This window comes from Streptococcus oralis (genome assembly GCF_001075675.1).
GTDB classification, from domain to species: Bacteria; Bacillota; Bacilli; order Lactobacillales; family Streptococcaceae; genus Streptococcus; species Streptococcus oralis_V.
Genome location: NZ_JUNW01000036.1, coordinates 41,928 through 59,678 on the forward strand (window position 1 = coordinate 41,928; position 17,751 = coordinate 59,678).

Annotated in this window: 19 protein-coding genes; 11 read left to right on the forward strand and 8 right to left on the reverse strand. The window is 40.6% G+C overall.

What is annotated here, in order from left to right; genetic code table 11:
* Positions 1 to 91: 91 nt before the first annotated feature.
* From ADM50_RS05610 to ADM50_RS05630, 5 genes are all read left to right on the forward strand, one after another.
* Positions 92 to 850 (forward strand): amino acid ABC transporter ATP-binding protein, encoded by a 759-nt coding sequence (locus ADM50_RS05610; protein ID WP_042902755.1) that lies wholly within the window; start codon positions 92 to 94, stop codon positions 848 to 850.
* Between the two features lie 10 nt (positions 851 to 860).
* A complete protein-coding gene (locus ADM50_RS05615) occupies positions 861 to 1,655 on the forward strand; it encodes a transporter substrate-binding domain-containing protein (protein WP_080983072.1) in 795 nt (264 codons plus the stop codon).
* A 12-nt stretch (positions 1,656 to 1,667) separates the two neighbouring features.
* Complete coding sequence (locus ADM50_RS05620; protein ID WP_042768514.1) at positions 1,668 to 2,345, forward strand: amino acid ABC transporter permease; 678 nt, start codon at positions 1,668 to 1,670, stop codon at positions 2,343 to 2,345.
* A gap of 9 nt (positions 2,346 to 2,354) precedes the next feature.
* Positions 2,355 to 3,014, forward strand: a complete 660-nt coding sequence (locus ADM50_RS05625) for an amino acid ABC transporter permease (RefSeq protein WP_042902757.1) — start codon at positions 2,355 to 2,357, stop codon at positions 3,012 to 3,014.
* Between the two features lie 130 nt (positions 3,015 to 3,144).
* Positions 3,145 to 3,927 (forward strand): DUF4037 domain-containing protein, encoded by a 783-nt coding sequence (locus ADM50_RS05630; RefSeq protein WP_049484794.1) that lies wholly within the window; start codon positions 3,145 to 3,147, stop codon positions 3,925 to 3,927.
* 286 nt (positions 3,928 to 4,213) lie between these two features.
* Here the strand turns inward: ADM50_RS05630 and ADM50_RS05635 are convergent, their stop codons facing one another.
* From ADM50_RS05635 to ADM50_RS05650, 4 genes are all read right to left on the reverse strand, one after another.
* Positions 4,214 to 5,236, reverse strand: coding sequence for a YdcF family protein (locus tag ADM50_RS05635; protein WP_049484795.1), 1,023 nt, complete (start codon positions 5,234 to 5,236; stop codon positions 4,214 to 4,216).
* A 67-nt stretch (positions 5,237 to 5,303) separates the two neighbouring features.
* Positions 5,304 to 5,741 (reverse strand): Rrf2 family transcriptional regulator, encoded by a 438-nt coding sequence (locus ADM50_RS05640; RefSeq protein ID WP_001167395.1) that lies wholly within the window; start codon positions 5,739 to 5,741, stop codon positions 5,304 to 5,306.
* A 165-nt stretch (positions 5,742 to 5,906) separates the two neighbouring features.
* On the reverse strand, positions 5,907 to 6,848 hold the full coding sequence (locus ADM50_RS05645; protein WP_049484796.1) for a hypothetical protein: 942 nt from the start codon (positions 6,846 to 6,848) through the stop codon (positions 5,907 to 5,909).
* A gap of 160 nt (positions 6,849 to 7,008) precedes the next feature.
* A complete protein-coding gene (locus ADM50_RS05650; RefSeq protein WP_049484797.1) occupies positions 7,009 to 7,860 on the reverse strand; it encodes a metallophosphoesterase family protein in 852 nt (283 codons plus the stop codon).
* A 195-nt stretch (positions 7,861 to 8,055) separates the two neighbouring features.
* On the opposite strand from ADM50_RS05650, the gene ADM50_RS05655 reads away from it, so the two are divergent.
* The 3 genes from ADM50_RS05655 to thrS all read left to right on the forward strand — a co-directional run bounded on the left by ADM50_RS05655 (position 8,056) and on the right by thrS (position 11,268).
* Positions 8,056 to 8,421: a hypothetical protein gene (locus ADM50_RS05655; RefSeq protein ID WP_049484798.1), complete on the forward strand. Its 366-nt coding sequence runs from the start codon at positions 8,056 to 8,058 to the stop codon at positions 8,419 to 8,421.
* Positions 8,422 to 8,687: 266 nt separating this feature from the next.
* Positions 8,688 to 9,314 (forward strand): AAA family ATPase, encoded by a 627-nt coding sequence (locus tag ADM50_RS05660; protein ID WP_080983073.1) that lies wholly within the window; start codon positions 8,688 to 8,690, stop codon positions 9,312 to 9,314.
* Between the two features lie 10 nt (positions 9,315 to 9,324).
* Positions 9,325 to 11,268, forward strand: a complete 1,944-nt coding sequence (gene thrS / locus ADM50_RS05665) for a threonine--tRNA ligase (RefSeq protein ID WP_049484800.1) — start codon at positions 9,325 to 9,327, stop codon at positions 11,266 to 11,268.
* A gap of 212 nt (positions 11,269 to 11,480) precedes the next feature.
* On the opposite strand, the gene ADM50_RS05670 is transcribed toward thrS, so the two are convergent.
* From ADM50_RS05670 to ADM50_RS05680, 3 genes are all read right to left on the reverse strand, one after another.
* The gene (locus ADM50_RS05670) at positions 11,481 to 12,530 is read right to left on the reverse strand and encodes a DUF389 domain-containing protein (RefSeq protein ID WP_049484801.1); all 1,050 of its coding nucleotides are present in this window, start codon (positions 12,528 to 12,530) and stop codon (positions 11,481 to 11,483) included.
* Between the two features lie 309 nt (positions 12,531 to 12,839).
* Positions 12,840 to 13,814 (reverse strand): sensor histidine kinase, encoded by a 975-nt coding sequence (locus tag ADM50_RS05675; protein WP_049484802.1) that lies wholly within the window; start codon positions 13,812 to 13,814, stop codon positions 12,840 to 12,842.
* Positions 13,807 to 14,484, reverse strand: a complete 678-nt coding sequence (locus ADM50_RS05680; protein ID WP_049484803.1) for a response regulator transcription factor — start codon at positions 14,482 to 14,484, stop codon at positions 13,807 to 13,809. The genes ADM50_RS05675 and ADM50_RS05680 overlap by 8 nt, the downstream gene beginning before the upstream one ends.
* Before the next feature lie 320 nt (positions 14,485 to 14,804).
* Between ADM50_RS05680 and ADM50_RS05685 the strand changes: the two genes are divergently transcribed.
* The 3 genes from ADM50_RS05685 (at position 14,805) to ADM50_RS05695 (ending at position 17,426) form a co-directional block, all read left to right on the forward strand.
* Positions 14,805 to 15,374 (forward strand): TetR/AcrR family transcriptional regulator, encoded by a 570-nt coding sequence (locus ADM50_RS05685; protein WP_049484804.1) that lies wholly within the window; start codon positions 14,805 to 14,807, stop codon positions 15,372 to 15,374.
* Between the two features lie 87 nt (positions 15,375 to 15,461).
* Complete coding sequence (locus tag ADM50_RS05690; protein ID WP_049484805.1) at positions 15,462 to 16,238, forward strand: ferredoxin reductase domain-containing protein; 777 nt, start codon at positions 15,462 to 15,464, stop codon at positions 16,236 to 16,238.
* Between the two features lie 111 nt (positions 16,239 to 16,349).
* Positions 16,350 to 17,426 carry a DUF2974 domain-containing protein gene (locus ADM50_RS05695; protein WP_049484806.1) on the forward strand — a complete coding sequence of 359 codons (1,077 nt, stop codon included), beginning with the start codon at positions 16,350 to 16,352 and terminating at the stop codon, positions 17,424 to 17,426.
* A gap of 81 nt (positions 17,427 to 17,507) precedes the next feature.
* On the opposite strand, the gene ADM50_RS05700 is transcribed toward ADM50_RS05695, so the two are convergent.
* On the reverse strand, positions 17,508 to 17,751 hold a 244-nt coding region (locus tag ADM50_RS05700), incomplete at its 5' end, for an LPXTG cell wall anchor domain-containing protein (protein ID WP_049484807.1).

A 17,751-nucleotide genomic window follows, 5' to 3' on the forward strand; every position in this document is an offset into this window, starting at 1 on the left:
ATTTTAGTGAATTTTTTTCAGATATGATTTGACAAGAACATTCTTTTGGTGTAGAATCATGTTATAAAATATAACACAAAGGAGATCTCTCATGGCTTTAGTAGAATTTAAAAACGTCGAAAAATATTACGGAGACTATCACGCACTCCGCGACATCAATCTCCGTTTTGAAAAAGGACAAGTTGTTGTCCTGCTTGGACCTTCTGGTTCTGGGAAGTCCACTCTTATCCGTACGATCAATGGTTTAGAGGCTGTTGACAAAGGAAGTCTCCTAGTCAATGGACACCAAGTAGCAGGTGCTAGCCAGAAAGATTTAGTTCCTCTTCGTAAGGAAGTCGGCATGGTTTTTCAACATTTTAACCTTTATCCACACAAAACAGTGTTAGAAAATGTAACACTCGCACCCATAAAAGTTCTAGGAATTGATAAAAAAGAAGCTGAAAAAACAGCCCAAAAATATCTGGAATTTGTAAACATGTGGGACAAGAAAGATTCCTATCCGGCCATGCTATCTGGTGGACAAAAACAGCGGATTGCCATTGCTCGTGGTCTTGCCATGCATCCGGAACTCCTCCTCTTTGATGAGCCAACATCTGCTCTTGATCCTGAGACTATCGGAGATGTTCTAGCCGTTATGCAAAAACTGGCGCATGATGGGATGAACATGATCATCGTTACCCACGAAATGGGCTTTGCTCGAGAGGTTGCGGACCGCATCATCTTTATGGCAGACGGAGAAGTTTTGGTGGATACGACAGATGTCGATGACTTTTTTGACAACCCAAGCGAATCTCGTGCCCAACAATTCCTCAGCAAAATTATCAACCACGAAAGTGACAAAGTCAAATAAGGAGGCGCCTATGAAAAAGAAATTCTTTTTATCCGCATTATTGATTAGCCTTTTCAGCCTTGCTGCTGCCAAACCAGTCCAGGCTGATACCAGTGTCGCAGACATTCAAAAAAGAGGCGAACTAGTTGTCGGTGTCAAACAAGACGTTCCCAATTTTGGCTACAAGGACCCCAAGACCGGTACTTATTCTGGTATCGAAACGGACTTGGCCAAGATGATTGCGGATGAACTCAAGGTCAAGATTCGCTATGTGCCTGTTACCGCTCAAACCCGCGGACCACTACTAGACAACGAACAGGTCGACATGGATATCGCAACCTTCACCATCACAGACGAGCGTAAAAAATTATACAACTTCACCAGTCCCTACTACACGGACGCTTCTGGCTTTTTGGTCAACAAATCTGCCAACATTAAAAGCATTGAAGATCTAAACGGTAAAACGATCGGAGTTGCCCAAGGTTCCATCACCCAACGCCTGATTACTGAATTGGGTAAAAAGAAAGGTCTAACCTTTAAATTCGTTGAGCTTGGTTCTTACCCAGAATTGATTACTTCCCTTCACGCTCACCGTATTGATGCCTTTTCCGTGGACCGCTCTATCCTGTCAGGCTACATTAGTAAACGGACAGAACTACTAGATGATAGTTTCAAGCCATCTGACTACGGTATCGTCACCAAGAAATCAAATACCGAGCTAAACAACTATCTTGATAGCTTGGTCACTAAATGGACCAAGGACGGTAGTTTGCAGAAACTTTATGACCGTTACAAGCTCAAACCATCTAGCCATACCGCAGATTAAGGAGGACACCCCATGACAGATTTATCATCTTGGACAGCCTATTTTCAGGATTTTGGACAATTTTTCAATGGTTTCCTCTTCACCCTTGCCCTAGCGGTTGGTTCCTTTATCCTCGCCATGGTTTTGGGCATCTTCTTTGGAGCCATGTCAACTAGCAAACGCCCATTCTTGCGTGTTTTGGCTCGTATCTTTGTCGAATTTTACCAAAATACTCCCCTCTTGGTGCAGTTTGTCATCGTCTTTTATGGTTTGCCTCTTATCAGTGACCATACCATCATGATTCCGATTTATTGGACAGCTGTACTTTGTGTGGGACTCTATCACGGTGCCTATATTGCGGAGGTTATTCGTTCAGGGATTCAGTCTATTCCTAGCGGTCAGATGGAGGCCGCCTTGTCGCAAGGTTTTACCTATATCAGTGCCATGCGCTTGATTATCTTGCCTCAGGCCTTCCGTATCATTCTCCCTCCATTGACCAACCAAATTGTTAACCTCATCAAGAATACCTCTACCGTAGCTATCATCTCTGGAGTAGACTTGATGTTTGTGACCAAGTCTTGGTCAGCTCTCAACGGAAACTACATCCCTGCATTTCTAGGTGCTGCCCTACTCTACTTTGCCCTATGCTTCCCTGTTGCTCAGTTTGGGCGCAAGATGGAGCAAGCCAATAAAAAAGCCTATTCACTTTAGGAGGTTACTATGGAATCTATTTTAGAAGTTTTGACCCCAGATAACCTAGCCTTTATCTTTAAAGGATTTGGCTTGACCCTCTATATTTCTCTGATTGCCATTGTCCTCTCTACCCTGATCGGGACGGTACTTGCGGTTATGAGAAATGGAAAAAATCCTGTTTTACGGATCATCTCCAGCATTTATATCGAGTTTGTACGTAACGTTCCCAACCTTCTCTGGATTTTCACCATCTTTTTGGTTTTCAAGATGAAGTCGACACCAGCTGGCATTACCGCCTTTACCCTCTTTACCTCAGCAGCCTTGGCTGAGATTATCCGAGGTGGCCTCAATGCCGTGGACAAGGGCCAGTACGAAGCAGGAATGTCGCAAGGATTCACTTCAGCCCAAATCCTCTACTACATCATTCTCCCACAAGCAATCCGTAAAATGCTGCCAGCCATCATTTCTCAGTTTGTAACTGTAATTAAGGATACCAGCCTTCTCTACTCTGTTATCGCTCTACAAGAACTCTTTGGCGCTAGCCAAATTCTCATGGGACGCTATTTCGAACCAGAGCAGGTCTTCAGTCTGTATATCCTGATTGCCTTGATTTACTTTATCTTTAACTTTGCTATTTCCAGCCTTTCTCATAAGCTAGCAAAACGTTGGCAACAAGCTGCAGAATAAAAAAAGAAATGTGAACTCAAAACAAGGGTTCACATTTTTTGCTATAAATGGAAAAGAGTAACTCAATGCTATGCAAACGTTTTACTTTTTGGTAAAATGACTTTAAAACCATAAAGCAAGGAGAAAAATCATGATCCACGAACTTTGCAAAGAATTCTCTCAACTGGAACAAGTAGAAGCGATCGCTCTTGGTGGCTCTCGTGCAGGACAAAACTATGATCAAAATTCTGACTATGACGTTTATGTCTATCTCAACTCTTCTATTGATGAGGCGACTCGCCTCAAAATTTTGAGTAAATACTGCTCCTATATGGAAATTGGAAACCAGTTTTGGGAGTTAGAGGACGACTGTGTACTAAACAACGGTATCGAAATCGAGTTGATTTATCGTTCGATGGAGTCGTTTGAACAGGAATTGAACTCAACCGTTTTTCAGCATCAAGCCCAAAACTCTTATACAACCTGTATGTGGCACAATCTACTCCACAGCAAGATTTTATACGACCCGAATGGACACTATGCTTCTCTCCAAAAGACTTACCAGATTCCCTATCCACCGGAACTCAAAAAGCATATCATCGAAAGGCAACTTCTTTTGCTAGAACAAGCCATGCCTGCCTTCTCTCACCAAATAGAAAAAGCTATCAAGCGTCAAGATCTTCTCAGCATGAATCATCGTACGAGTGAATTTTTCGCTTCCTATTTTGACTTGTTATTTGCGCTCAATGAGCAAACCCATCCTGGTGAAAAACGAATGTTGGAGTACGCAAATACCCATTGTACTCTCCTCCCTAAGCAATTTGAAGAAACTATTCGCAAGTATTTCCAACTACTCTACCAACCACAACAAGGAGAACAAGCGATCGTAACCTTGCAAACTATCCTGAAGGAACTAAAGGCCATTTTGCCATAGACCAAAAAGAAAATGTGAACCTCTGTTGCTGTTCACATTTTTATTTGTCGTTGACTGTAAAATTCTAGTCTACTCATATTCAGTTGCCTATTTTTGACTCTCTCTGAAAATCTGCAACTAGGTTAGAAATTGTTCAATTGATTGACGAGCAATCATGAAGCCGTTCCAAAAACCGCACTCACAATCACTTACCCTGCTCTTTCATTACTAGTGACAATTTTTCCCTTAGGGTTACTACAAGATTTTTTAGAGATTCTAACAAGAATTACAATATGAATTTTACATATTACCATAAAATACCTCTATAAGAGAAAATCAGAGCTAAAATTAATAAAATATAGAAGGCGAGAAAAAGCCATCTCATCTTCACACATAGAGCAATGTATTCTCTGATAAAGGCCGATGGGATATAGTAGGCGGCTGTACGGCAACCAAGACCATCTCCCTTCATCCCAATACGGCGAGCATAGGTACTGGTACGAAAAACATGGTAATCATTGGTCACAAAGAGAAAACGTGGACTGGCCACCAGCTTCTCTCCCATTTCTTTTGAGAAGAGAAGATTCTCATAGGTCGTCGTTGAGTCTTCCTCTAGGAGAATCGCTTCTCTCGGAACATCCGTCTCTTCCAGCAAATAATTACAAATTGCCTGAGCCTCGGAAATCTTCTCATCCCCACCTTGACCACCACTTGAGATGATTTTAACATTGGGATTGAGAGACTGGTGATAAGCTTCTACTGCTTTGTCAATGCGACTCTTCAGTAAGGGAGTGACTTTTTCTCCATTCAACAAGCCTGCTCCGTGAATGATGATAAAATCATAATATTTTTTCTTAGGAATGAAAAGATACAGAATGGAATAAAGCAGAAATCCTGCAAAGGCAAAACCAAAAATCAAATACGAATAAATCAAAAAGAAAAAGATAATATTCACTAGATGATTGGTGTAAAACAAGCCCTTGGTATCGCTCACTCGAATCGCCATGATCACAAAAAAGAATAGAATCACGCAGCCTAATCCTAGAGACAAATAATTTGCCTTGGATTTTCCTTCTTTTTTCAATAACACAAATCCATTATAAATAAGGAAAAAACCACTTAGAAAAACTAAAAGAGGCAGCAGGAGAAAAATCCCTGCAAAGAAAACCATGTGCACTTCTTTCTGCCCAGCTTCGTAAAAAAGATTGGCAATGGACATATAAGAAAAGAGCAGAGACAAAAGCAAGAGAGCTGGATTCCAGAGACTGCGATTGTCCCTTAAAAACGAAACGAGAAAAAGTAGGACAAAAAATCCTGTGATAAAGTACATAGTCTCCTCCTTTGATGACTACATTGTACCATAATTATGGCAATAGAAAAAGAGAACCTTAGTCCTCTTACTTAGACAGTTTATTCTGAGCATCGGCTACAACCTGAGCCAGGCTTGTCTGACGCAGTTGGTTTTCCATAGCTGCTTGAACATCAAACAACTTTTGGTCCAAGACCGCATGGATATTCGCACCAATTGGGCAATTAGGATTTGGATTGTCATGGAAACTAAAGAGCTTGCCGGATTTTCCTAAACACTCTACAGCTTGGTAGACATCCAACAAACTGATCTCTTGAAGGTCTTTTATTATCTCAGTTCCTCCCGTACCACGAGCAACTGAGATCAACCCTGCTTTTTTGAGTTGCGATAAAGTCTTACGGATAATGACTGGATTGACTCCGACACTGGCCGCAAGAAAATCGCTGGTTACTTTACTTTCTGTATCCTGCATTGCAATAATAATCATCATATGAGTCGCAATTGTAAATCGGCTTGAAATTTGCATCTTCTTCTCCTTTCATTGATATTTTATTCATCTTTTCCCGTATAAACATTATACCGTTTTTGGTTTTCCTGTCAAATATTAACGAATGATTACCTTCCCCATGCAAAAAGTCCTGTATCCCTCTTGGCAACCAGAACGGTGGAGGACATACAAAGACTTATTTTTTTATGCAATTTTACGGACAATCCCTTTTGTTTTATGACTTGACCAGACTGAGCTGATAGACACCCCAGCACCAACTAAGGTAAACACAGCTAACATAGCTAGATTATAAAAATAGTTATCTGGGAAATCACCGCTAAAGATTAATTGATTCACCACTCGGAAAGCAAAGGCAAACTCAACCCCTAGTTTGGCAACGACTTCCATCGCCAAATCAATTTGATTCACTAGAAAGACAGTAATCACCATCCAAATAGAGGAAATCACAATCCCCTTTCGAGATACCTTTCTTCCAAGGATTTCATATCCTTTAATGGTACAAATCCCCAGAACAACACCCGCTACCATAGCTACATAACCTAGACGTGCGATAAATAGAGCAACTGCTCCACCAATCAAGGCTCCCAGCAAGGCACCAACTGCTCCAAGAAGAACATTTTCCTTTTGATTTTGATAAGAATCTACCTCAATCTGAAGATTGCTCTTCAGCAATTGATAGCTTTCCTCGTTGATAAGGAAAATTGAATCACCTAATTGATAGAGACCAACGGGACCCTCCTGACCGCTATAGGCACACACTTGGACGAAATGATGGGTTTCAAGGAATGCAACGAGGTCTGTTATGAGCGTCTGTAACTTTTCAATTGTTTTTGATTTGCGCATGGCACCTTTTACGACAAAAGAAACAAGATACTGGTTGATAGACAAGGTTGACAAGTTTGGAAGAGATTCACTCTTAAACTCATCCCAAACCAATTCGTTTTCTTCTGAATCCGCAGGATTGCCATTCAAACTCACACTGACACAAAGTCGAAACTGATTTTTCACGTCAGTTTCTTGCAGGAAAAGTAAATAGCCTGACTGCGTGCCATAAATACTACGCGAATCTTCGTCAAATTGCAAGCCCAACTCCGAGGCAATAGCGTGTAACTCTTCTGGTTTCATTATCTGTCTCCTCTTATTTTGAATATCAATTAGTATGAGATTCAAATTAGTTATATTCCGTTATTCTAACATAAATTTGAGAAGCCGTCAATTCGTATCCAGTTCGACTTATCGGAAAACAACAGTTCCTAGACTATCTGATTTCTAGATAGAAATCCTCTTAAAACCAATCTTTCTTGTCTCTTTCCATCCAGAGTTCAACATCCTGGTCATAACCTTCTTGTTCACTAATCTGACCTAACAATTCATGGTTATGAGTATGGTGAATCCCATTTACCAAACTTTCATAGTAGACCTGGAAATAGGGGAGCTTCAAATCCTTAGCCAGCTGCAATTCAGCTTCTACATCATAATCCACTCGACGAAAATCAACATCAGACAAACCAGATTCATCAAACTCTAAGATCATATACTGAGCCCGCAGGTCCTTACGCAGATTCGCATCTAAAAAGAAGGGTTGTCCAATCGAACCTGGATTAAGAATCAACTGTCCGTCACTTCCATAGCGAAGCAACTGTTGATGGATATGTCCATATACTGCGATAGAGGCGTGTGGATTCGTCACCAATCTATCAAAATCTTCTTGTTTTCCCGTATGGATCAATTCTCTACCCCAGTTTTTATCAGGGAGATGGTGAGTGATTCCTACCGTCAAATCACCAAACTGACGATGAACTTGCATGGGTTGATCGTGGAAGTCTTCGATTTCTTTAGGGCTAATTTCTTCTAAGATGTACTGACTTTGGCGCAGCAGATAACGATGACTCGCTTTTGTAGGATCTAACTTACGATGTAGTCCAAGCCAGAGACTATTCTCCCAATTTCCCAGCACTCTCGCAGTGATGGGCAAGCTAGCTAAGAGATCCAATATCCTTCTACGTCCTGTTCCAGGCATGAGAATATCTCCCAAAAGCCAGTACTCGTCTACCTTTGCCGTTCTTGCATCAGCCAGTACAGCTTCCAGAGCTGTCGTATTTCCATGTATATCTGAAAGAACTGCTATTTTGGTCATTCTTTCTCCTTACTCTCTTACTTCTTTTGTTAGTATTATAACAGAAAACACTCGAAAAGATCACTATCACCGATTACTGGATTAAATTGTAAGAGCTTCTAACTCGTGCTATAATATAAGTAGAAATTTCCCCTTCATTTAGGATTATGTGGTCTACAATATCTCTCAATTTTTCCAGATTGGAGGACTATTGCCATGCGGAATTATCTTAAGCATATCCCATTCTACCTTGTCATTTTCTTTTTTTACTGGCCACTCTATGAACTCCTCTCTCTACTCATCTCTGACCCATATACACTGAAGGGACTCTACATTTACAACATCATCCTCTTTTCACCTCTGGTAACCTTTATCGTATCACTACTTTATAGCTATCGATTTCATTTCTCACTTTGGTGGCTACTCGGTATTGGTCTGCTCTATTGCTTTACCATCATCACCTTTGGTGAATTCATTTTTCTTTATCTCGTAGCCTATGAAATCTTCGCACTACTTGGTATGGCTTCAGGTAGAGGTCTTAGCCATCTTACAAACAAGCAGAAAAGTAAAAAAATAGGATAAAAGCCTTGAAAATTCTCGCAATCATGCTATAATAATGCATAGAGACAAGTCACTTAGTCCCTTTCTACTAGAGAGTGCGTGGTTGCTGGAAACGCATAGAAAGCCTAAACTGATACTACTCTACTGACTTTTATGAAAACATAAAACGGTGGCTACGTTAAAGCCAATCAGAGGTGTCCCTCTTTTTTGAGGAACATGAATGAAGGTGGAACCACGTTGCGACGTCCTTTTAGGATGTCGTTTTTATTTTGTCAGAAGGAGGAAGAATGATGCTTTATATGATTGGCGGATCGCCTTGCAGTGGAAAGTCAACAATTGCCTCACTTCTTGCTAGACAGTATCAACTACTTCATATCAAACTGGATGATTTGGTAGAAGAGATGATGAGTCAAGCAAGTGCAGACTCACAGCCAATTTGCCTTCTTAGGCAGGATAGAAATCCAGAACAAATCTGGATGAGAAATCCAGAAGAGATGGCAGATGAAGAATGGCGCTTTTATGAAGAGATTTTTCCTTATGTAAAATCTTACTTGATAAAGAATCAAAACAGACCTCTCTTGGTGGAGGGAGCAGGACTTTTGCCTCACTTGGTAAAGAAGCTTGAATGTCCAGCATCTTCCTATCTATGCTTGACTCCGACAGCTGATTTTCAAAAAAAGCATTATATACAGAGAGAATGGGTTCCTTATGTCTTAGAGGGTACAACCAACCCCGAGCAAGCTTTTGAAAACTGGATGCAACGAGACATTCTTTTTGCTCAAATGGTTCGTAAGGAAGCGGTGAGATTAGGCTATCCTAGCCTCGTAACAGATGGTAGTCAATCAGAGAATCAGACTGCGGAAGAAGTTGCTCGGCTCTTAAAATTGTCCAACAAAAATAGAATAAATATTTAAGGAGAAAACCATGATTAAGATTACTTTCCCAGATGGCGCTGTTCGTGAATTCGAATCTGGCGTTACTACTTTTGAAATTGCCCAATCTATCAGCAATTCCCTAGCTAAAAAAGCCTTGGCTGGTAAATTCAACGGCAAACTGATTGACACGACTCGTGCTATCACTGAAGATGGAAGCATCGAAATCGTGACACCTGATCACGAAGATGCCCTTCCGATTTTGCGTCACTCAGCGGCTCACTTGTTTGCCCAAGCAGCTCGTCGCCTTTTCCCAGACATTCACTTGGGAGTTGGTCCAGCTATCGAAGATGGCTTCTACTACGATACCGACAATACGGCTGGTCAAATCTCTAACGAAGACCTACCTCGTATCGAAGAAGAAATGCAAAAGATCGTCAAAGAAAACTTCCCTTCTATTCGTGAAGAAGTATCGAAAGATGAAGCTCGTGAAATCTTCAAAAACGACCCTTACAAGTTGGAATTGATTGAAGAACACTCTGAAGACGAGGGTGGATTGACCATCTACCGTCAGGGTGAATACGTGGACCTCTGCCGTGGCCCGCACGTCCCTTCAACAGGCCGCATCCAAATCTTCCACCTTCTCCATGTAGCTGGTGCTTACTGGCGTGGAAATAGCGACAACGCTATGATGCAACGGATCTATGGTACAGCCTGGTTCGACAAGAAAGACTTGAAGAACTACCTTCAAATGCGTGAAGAAGCTAAAGAACGTGACCACCGTAAACTTGGTAAAGAGCTTGACCTATTCATGATTTCTCAAGAAGTCGGACAAGGACTTCCATTCTGGTTGCCAAACGGTGCGACTATCCGTCGTGAATTGGAACGCTACATTGTCGACAAGGAGTTGGCTTCTGGATACCAACATGTTTACACTCCACCACTTGCTTCTGTTGAACTCTACAAGACTTCTGGTCACTGGGATCACTACCAAGAAGACATGTTCCCAACCATGGACATGGGGGACGGTGAAGAGTTTGTCCTTCGTCCAATGAACTGCCCTCACCACATCCAAGTTTTCAAACACCATGTTCACTCCTACCGTGAGTTGCCAATCCGTATCGCCGAGATCGGAATGATGCACCGTTACGAAAAATCTGGCGCCCTCACTGGTCTTCAACGTGTGCGTGAAATGTCTCTCAACGACGGTCACCTATTTGTAACTCCTGAACAAATCCAAGAAGAATTCCAACGTGCCCTTCAGTTGATTATCGATGTTTATGAAGACTTCAACTTGACTGAATACCGCTTCCGTCTCTCTCTTCGTGACCCTCAAGATACTCATAAGTACTTTGATAACGATGAGATGTGGGAAAATGCTCAAACTATGCTTCGTGCAGCTCTTGATGAAATGGGTGTTGACTACTTTGAAGCTGAAGGGGAAGCAGCCTTCTACGGACCAAAATTGGATATTCAGGTTAAGACAGCCCTTGGTAAAGAAGAAACCCTTTCGACTATCCAGCTTGACTTCTTGCTTCCAGAACGCTTCGACCTTAAATACATCGGAGCTGATGGTGAAGAGCACCGTCCAGTTATGATTCACCGTGGGGTTATCTCAACTATGGAACGCTTCACAGCTATCTTGATTGAAAACTACAAGGGTGCCTTCCCAACATGGCTGGCCCCACACCAAGTAACCCTCATCCCAGTTTCTAACGAAAAACACGTGGACTACGCATGGGAAGTGGCTAAGAAACTCCGTGACCGCGGTGTCCGCGCTGATGTGGATGAGCGCAATGAAAAAATGCAGTTCAAGATCCGTGCCTCTCAAACGAGCAAAATTCCTTACCAATTGATCGTTGGAGACAAGGAAATGGAAGACGGAACAGTCAATGTTCGCCGCTATGGCCAAAAAGAAACACAAACTGTCCCAGTAGATGAGTTTGTAGCAGCTATCCTAGCTGATATCGCTAACAAATCACGTGTGGAAAAATAAAACGATCACTGTCTGAGAAACATTTTTCAGTAAGAAAAAGCAACAACTGAAATAGTTGTTGCTTTTTTATATTTTATTTAACCTGAGCTAGTCGTGATTGGTCAAACCACCACAAATGGTATCCTCATCAACAATCCTTTCTATCCACTAACTGTTGGATATAGGATATCCTCCCAAGATTTGCTTCCTCGAGTTAGAAAAGTTCAATATCCTCAATCCTTGTCTGCTTCATTTTCTTTTACGAGATCTTTTTGTGAATCTTTTTCAGAGAGTTTTTGATCGATATACTTGTTAATGTTTTCATAAAATTCCTTGGTCATCTCACTATCTAATTTTGTCGAATTATGGACTTGATTGACTTTTAATTGAACAGATTGAATACCGTAAGAGGCTTGTTTTTGATGGAGCGTTTCTAATTCTTCTTCTGAAATCGGATCTCCAACAACTGTCAAGACCAATTCATTGTCCCTAGACTTGTAGACTTGATTAATGACCGTATGATTAGAGAACTCTTTTCCTACAAACTGTTTGATCCCTTCTTTTCGCGCTTGATCTATCGTCAGAGTGACTGCTGAATAACTGGCTGGAAGAACCAATAATACAATCAAGGATATCAAGCCAATTTTCATTTTAATGTTTAGCTCTTTAAATGAACTTAAGGGAGATTTTCTCATCAAAATTCTTGTTCCAATAATGTTGGCTAGCATGATAAAGACACAGTTGATCAAGAAAAGATAGAGAGCCCCAAATAAAAATCGTACATTTCCGTTAGCTAAACCATATCCTGCAGTACAGATAGGTGGCATCAGAGCTGTTGCAATGGCTACTCCTGGCACGATATTGTTTGCTTCTTTTTTCCTTGACCCAATTACACCTGCTATCCCACCAGCAATAGCAATGAGAACATCCCAAATGGTTGGAGAGGTTCGTGCAATCAACTCGCTACTTGCATAAGATAAGGGGGAAATCCAGAAATACAAAGTCGAGACAAGCAAACTGACCAATACTTGAGTAAATAAAACCTCTAAAGATTGCTTGATTAAACGCGTATCAAAAATAGCTAAACCAAATCCGAGTCCAACAATCGATGTCATAAGAGGGGAAATCAGCATGGCTCCAATAATGACAGCTGTTGAATTCATATTTAAACCTATAGAGGCAATAAAAATCGCACACATCAAAATCACTGTATCTCTTAATCGAACATGAAGATCATCATATAATTTCTCACGATATTCACGTGTTGAATAATTTCCAGTCATTGGTTACTCCTTTTATTTCATATACTCTTGTTTCTGCTTAGATGGTGGCAGAGAGACTTCTTTTCAATTTTACATATTTTAATTCTCACCTGTCATTCTTTTGAAAATAATCCTTTAAATATCCATCAGTCCATCCTTGATATTATATCAAAAATTTTACAACCTTTCTCTGAAGAACTCAATCAATTTAAAAGATAGTGAACGGGAAAAATTCCAGTTACCTTTTTCTTTGTTCTATCCTATTTTCTCACTACATAGAAATCTAAAGAAGAGCTTGAAAGATTTCTTCCAAGTTCTTAGCATTTCTTTTTACTCAATGAGTAGGTTCACTTCCGCAAACTTAATTCGCACTGTCGTTCCTTTTCCAACCTCAGACTCGATGCGAATCTGGTGACCCAGTTCTTCAGAAATTTTCTTAGATAGATAAAGTCCAAGTCCAGACGACTGCTGGGTTAGACGACCATTATATCCTGAAAAACCACGTTCAAAGACTCGGAGCACATCACTATTTTTTATCCCAATTCCTGTATCCTTGATACAGAGCTCCTGACCTTCCATATAAATCTCTAGCCCACCTTCCTTGGTGTATTTGAGACTGTTTGAGAGGATTTGTTCAATGACGACCAACAGCCATTTCTTATCAGTCACGATGATTTTGTCAAGGTCATGGAGATTGAGCGTCAGTCCTTTTTGGATAAAGAAAAGGGCATACTTGCGAACCACTTCCTTCACCAGATCCTCCACTTGAACCTTTTCAAATACCAAGTCATCGTGGAAGCTTTCCAAACGAAGATACTGCAACACCAGATTGGTATAGGAGTCAATCTTAAAGATTTCCTGTTCCAGTTGCTGCTTGACCTCCCGATCAGAAACTTCTGCCACTAAAAGTCGACTAGCCGCAATGGGGGTCTTGATTTGATGAACCCACAAGGTGTAGTAGTCCAGCAAATCCGTCAGCTTGCTCTGAGCTTCCGACTTCTTTTGATACAATTCAGACTCACGCTCTTCGAGCTTTTCTGCTAGCGCACATTCCAGAGGAGACTTGGGGTCTCTCTCAGCATAGAGTATTTCCTGCCGGTAAACCTGAGCTTCTGCAAAAATATCCCAAGCCAAAAATAAGAAGGTCAAAAAACTACTGAGCAGAAAGAAATAAAGAAAATAAGTTCCTAGACTAGCAAATAAAAATTGAAAGAGAAGGACGAGAAAGCCTAATGAAAAAATATAGACAAAGATGCGACTGCGAGAACGCAGATAGGCTAGAAAAAATGATTTCCAATCAAGCATGTTTCAGTCCGTATCCTATCCCTTTCTTGGTTTCGATAAACCCTACCAGACCTTGCTCCTCCAACTTTTTACGCAGGCGAGCAACGTTGACAGACAAGGTGTTATCATCGATGAAAAAGTCGCTATTCCAGAGTTCCCGCATCAAGTCATCACGCGCTACGATATTGCCAGCATGTTCAAACAAGACCCGCAAAATTTGAAATTCATTCTTGGTCAAGCTCAGGACTTCACCCTGATAGTGCAGGTCCATAGACTTGGTATTGAGAATCACACCTGCATACTCTAGCAGACTTTCATCCCGCCCAAACTCATAGGAACGGCGCAACAGACCCTGAACCTTGGCAAGGAGGACCTGCTGGTCAAAAGGCTTAGTCACAAAGTCATCCGCTCCCATATTGATCGCCATGACAATATCCATAGCCTGATCTCTCGAAGACAGAAACATGATAGGTACCTTGGAAATCTTGCGAATCTCCTGACACCAGTGGTAACCATTAAAAAGAGGCAGACCGATATCCATGAGGACCAAATGAGGCTCCGACTGAACAAAAAGGCTCAATACTTCCATAAAGTCTTCTACCAAAACGACTTGAAATCCCCACTCAGAGAGCAATTTCCCAACTTGTTGCCGAATGACTTGGTCATCTTCTACTAGTAAAATCTTGTGCATGCGCTCCTCCTTTACTCTTGTTCAAAATATCAAAAACCTTAATAAAAAATCTATGGATTAGTATCCCTACTGTTTATCAACTTATTTTTAAAATACAGATTAGGAAACGAAAACTAAATAGAGAATAATCCCATTGATATCATACCTTATTTTTAACTATAGTTCCAGCCTTATCCTATTTTTTCTTTTTTGTGCTCATTTAGTTAGCGTTTCTTTAACTTATTTAATAGATCTAGCCTTCTTATTGACAAGCTAGCCATGATTTGTTAGAATATGAATGAATGAATATATTTATTCATTCATAAAGCAAAGGAGGTTAAATCATATTGGACAAAAAACAATCTTTAAAGACAGCAGCCTATGAAGTTTTTTCGAAAAAAGGTTACAAGGCAACAGGAATTTCAGAAATTGCTAGGCAAGCTGGTGTTGCAGTTGGTTCTTTTTATAACTATTACGAGAGTAAAGAAGCCATTTTTCTAGACATCTATATAGATGAAAACAACCGTGTTCGCCAAGCTATGATCGAAGAACTGGATTGGGAAATTGACATGATCGACCTCATTGGTCAACTATTTTCTCATTCCAGAACTCTTGTTTCTTCCAATAAAATCCTTGCAGAATGGTACAATCCTGCCATCGCAGATGAGTTGCACAGCTACTATTCCTCGGAAAAAGGCAAAGTCGCAAATCCTTTTCATCAGTTTCTAGTTAAAACTTTTACAAATCGTATGCAGGCTGAAGGGTACTCGCCAGAAAAGATTCAAGATATTTTACAGGTTTATAATCTGTTTTACTATATGGATATGCATATCACGGAAAAAGATTTTCCAGACATTGGCAAAACTGTCGAAATACTTGCAACCAACTTCATAAAAGGAGTTCTAAAATAAAGAAAATGGTTTTCTTTATTTTTTGAAAAGATATGAATGAATTTTTTTATAGTTCATTCATAAAATTAAGAACAGGAGTCATAAAAAATGAAAAGAGGTAAAAAAATGTTCATTATCATTCTATCAACACTTGGATTACTAGCCCTTATAACTTGGGGTGCCATCGCTTATCTTGGACGAAGCCAGACATTATCGATAAAATCCATCGAAAACCCCAGCGGAGATCTATATTTAATTCATATCACAAAACCGAGTCATCAAATCTGGAAAGCTGGGGCTTATGCTAAGTTTACACTCCCTGATACCTCGTCTACTGCTAGTAAATATGAAGCTAAGGGAGAGCAAACCAGTCGATGGCTAACCATTGCCTCCACACCTGATGAAGATGAAATCCTCATTTTAACTCATAATAGTGGTAGCCACTTTAAGGAAATCTTGACACATTTACCTGCCGGAAGTGAGATTGAGATGAGTTGGCTGGATTCCTCTTTGACTGTTAAAGATACGAATCAGCCACTAGTTTGCTTTGCATCTGATGTTGGAATTTCTGCTCTACGCCCCCTTATCAAAGAATGGGCTGGTAAGTGTCCGATTATACTCAATCATTTTGACAAAGGAGTGACTATTTTTGATAAAGAGATGAAAGAACTGGCTAAAGAAACACCGAATTTTACTTATAAAACTAGCGATGAACTTTCTCAAAGTCAAGAATTTTTAAAACGTGCTATTGATGAATACGGCAATCAAGCCAGCTATCTTATCACAGGTCAGCCTGATGATGTAAATGAGATGAAGAATATTTTAAAGGAAAATGGGATTGATGGCAAAAACATACAAGTAAGCTCGTTTAGAGGTTTGAAATAGGAGCAATCTATCTTCTATGTATTTCAATCAAACCCTACTAGGTCATTCGAACAAGCCCACTAGCTAATTCTAGGTAAATGTGATAGGATAAACATAGAGAAAGGAGCTTTTATGGCTAATATTTTTGACTACTTAAATGATGTAGCGTATGATTCCTTTTATGATCTCCCCGTGAATGAGTTAGATGTTCTTGCCTTGACTGAATTAACCTACCTTCCTTTTGATGATGTAGTCACCCAAGAACCAAAGCGCCTCATAGATCTTGCATCTCAAATCCCTAGAGACACGACTATGCTGACCAATAAGAACCGTCTCCAGTTGTTAGATCAGCTCACTCAACACAAACGCTTTAAAAATTGCAAGCTCTCAGACTTTATCAATGATATCGATCCTGAATTGCAAAAACAGTTTGCGGCTATGACTTATCGTATCAGTCTCGATACCTATTTGCTTGTTTTTCGTGGAACTGATGATAGTATCATTGGTTGGAAAGAAGATTTCCATATGACCTATATGAAAGAAATTCCTGCTCAAAAACATGCCCTCCAGTATTTAGAGGACTTTTTTGGCCAACATCCCAATCAAAAGATCATCCTAGCAGGGCATTCAAAAGGGGGCAATCTAGCTGTCTATGCTACCAGTCAACTTAATCCAAACTTGCAGAAAAACATTGTCGCTGTCTACACTTTTGATTCCCCTGGGCTTCACAAGGAACTAACCGAAACATCTGGCTATCAAAACACGATGGAAAGAACGAAAGTATTTATCCCACAAGGGTCTATCATCGGGATGATGCTGGAAATTCCGGATAAAAAAATCGTCGTTCGAAGCAGCGCTTTAGGTGGCCTTGCTCAGCACGACACCTTTAGTTGGCAGGTTGAAGACAAACACTTTGTCCAACTGGACGAGACCAATAGTGACAGCCAGCAAGTCGATACTACCTTCAAGGAATGGGTTGAGACGGTCCCTGATACTGAACTGCAGCTCTACTTTGACCTCTTTTTTGGAATCATTCTCGATGCAGGTATCTCTTCTATCAACGACCTTTCTTCCTTCAAGGTCATTGAACACGTTCACCATCTCTTTGTCCAAGCCCAGTCCCTCACTCCTGATGAAAAAGAAATCATGGGGCGCTTAACCCAACTCTTGATTGACACCCGTTACCAAGCTTGGAAAAATCGAGAATAGACAAAAACCAACTAATCCAATGATTAGTTGGTTTTTTGTTTAAGAAACTAAAGGATACTACTTAGAATCTCGAGTATAGAATTAGTCTTCTTTTTTCTTACGAGACACAAGTCCAAATCCGCTCATCAAACCAAGTACTCCTAGAGCTGCCAAAGCTGCATGATCTACCGTACCAGTATTAGGTAATTCTTTAGTTGCTTTAATAGTTGGAGATTGCTCAGTCGGTTTTTGTTGAGGGGCAGTAACAACCTTCTCATAAATGTGCTCTGTGTCGCCGTTTGGAAGTTTCTTAGTCTCTACGAAGCGGTAACCTGGAATATCCTTC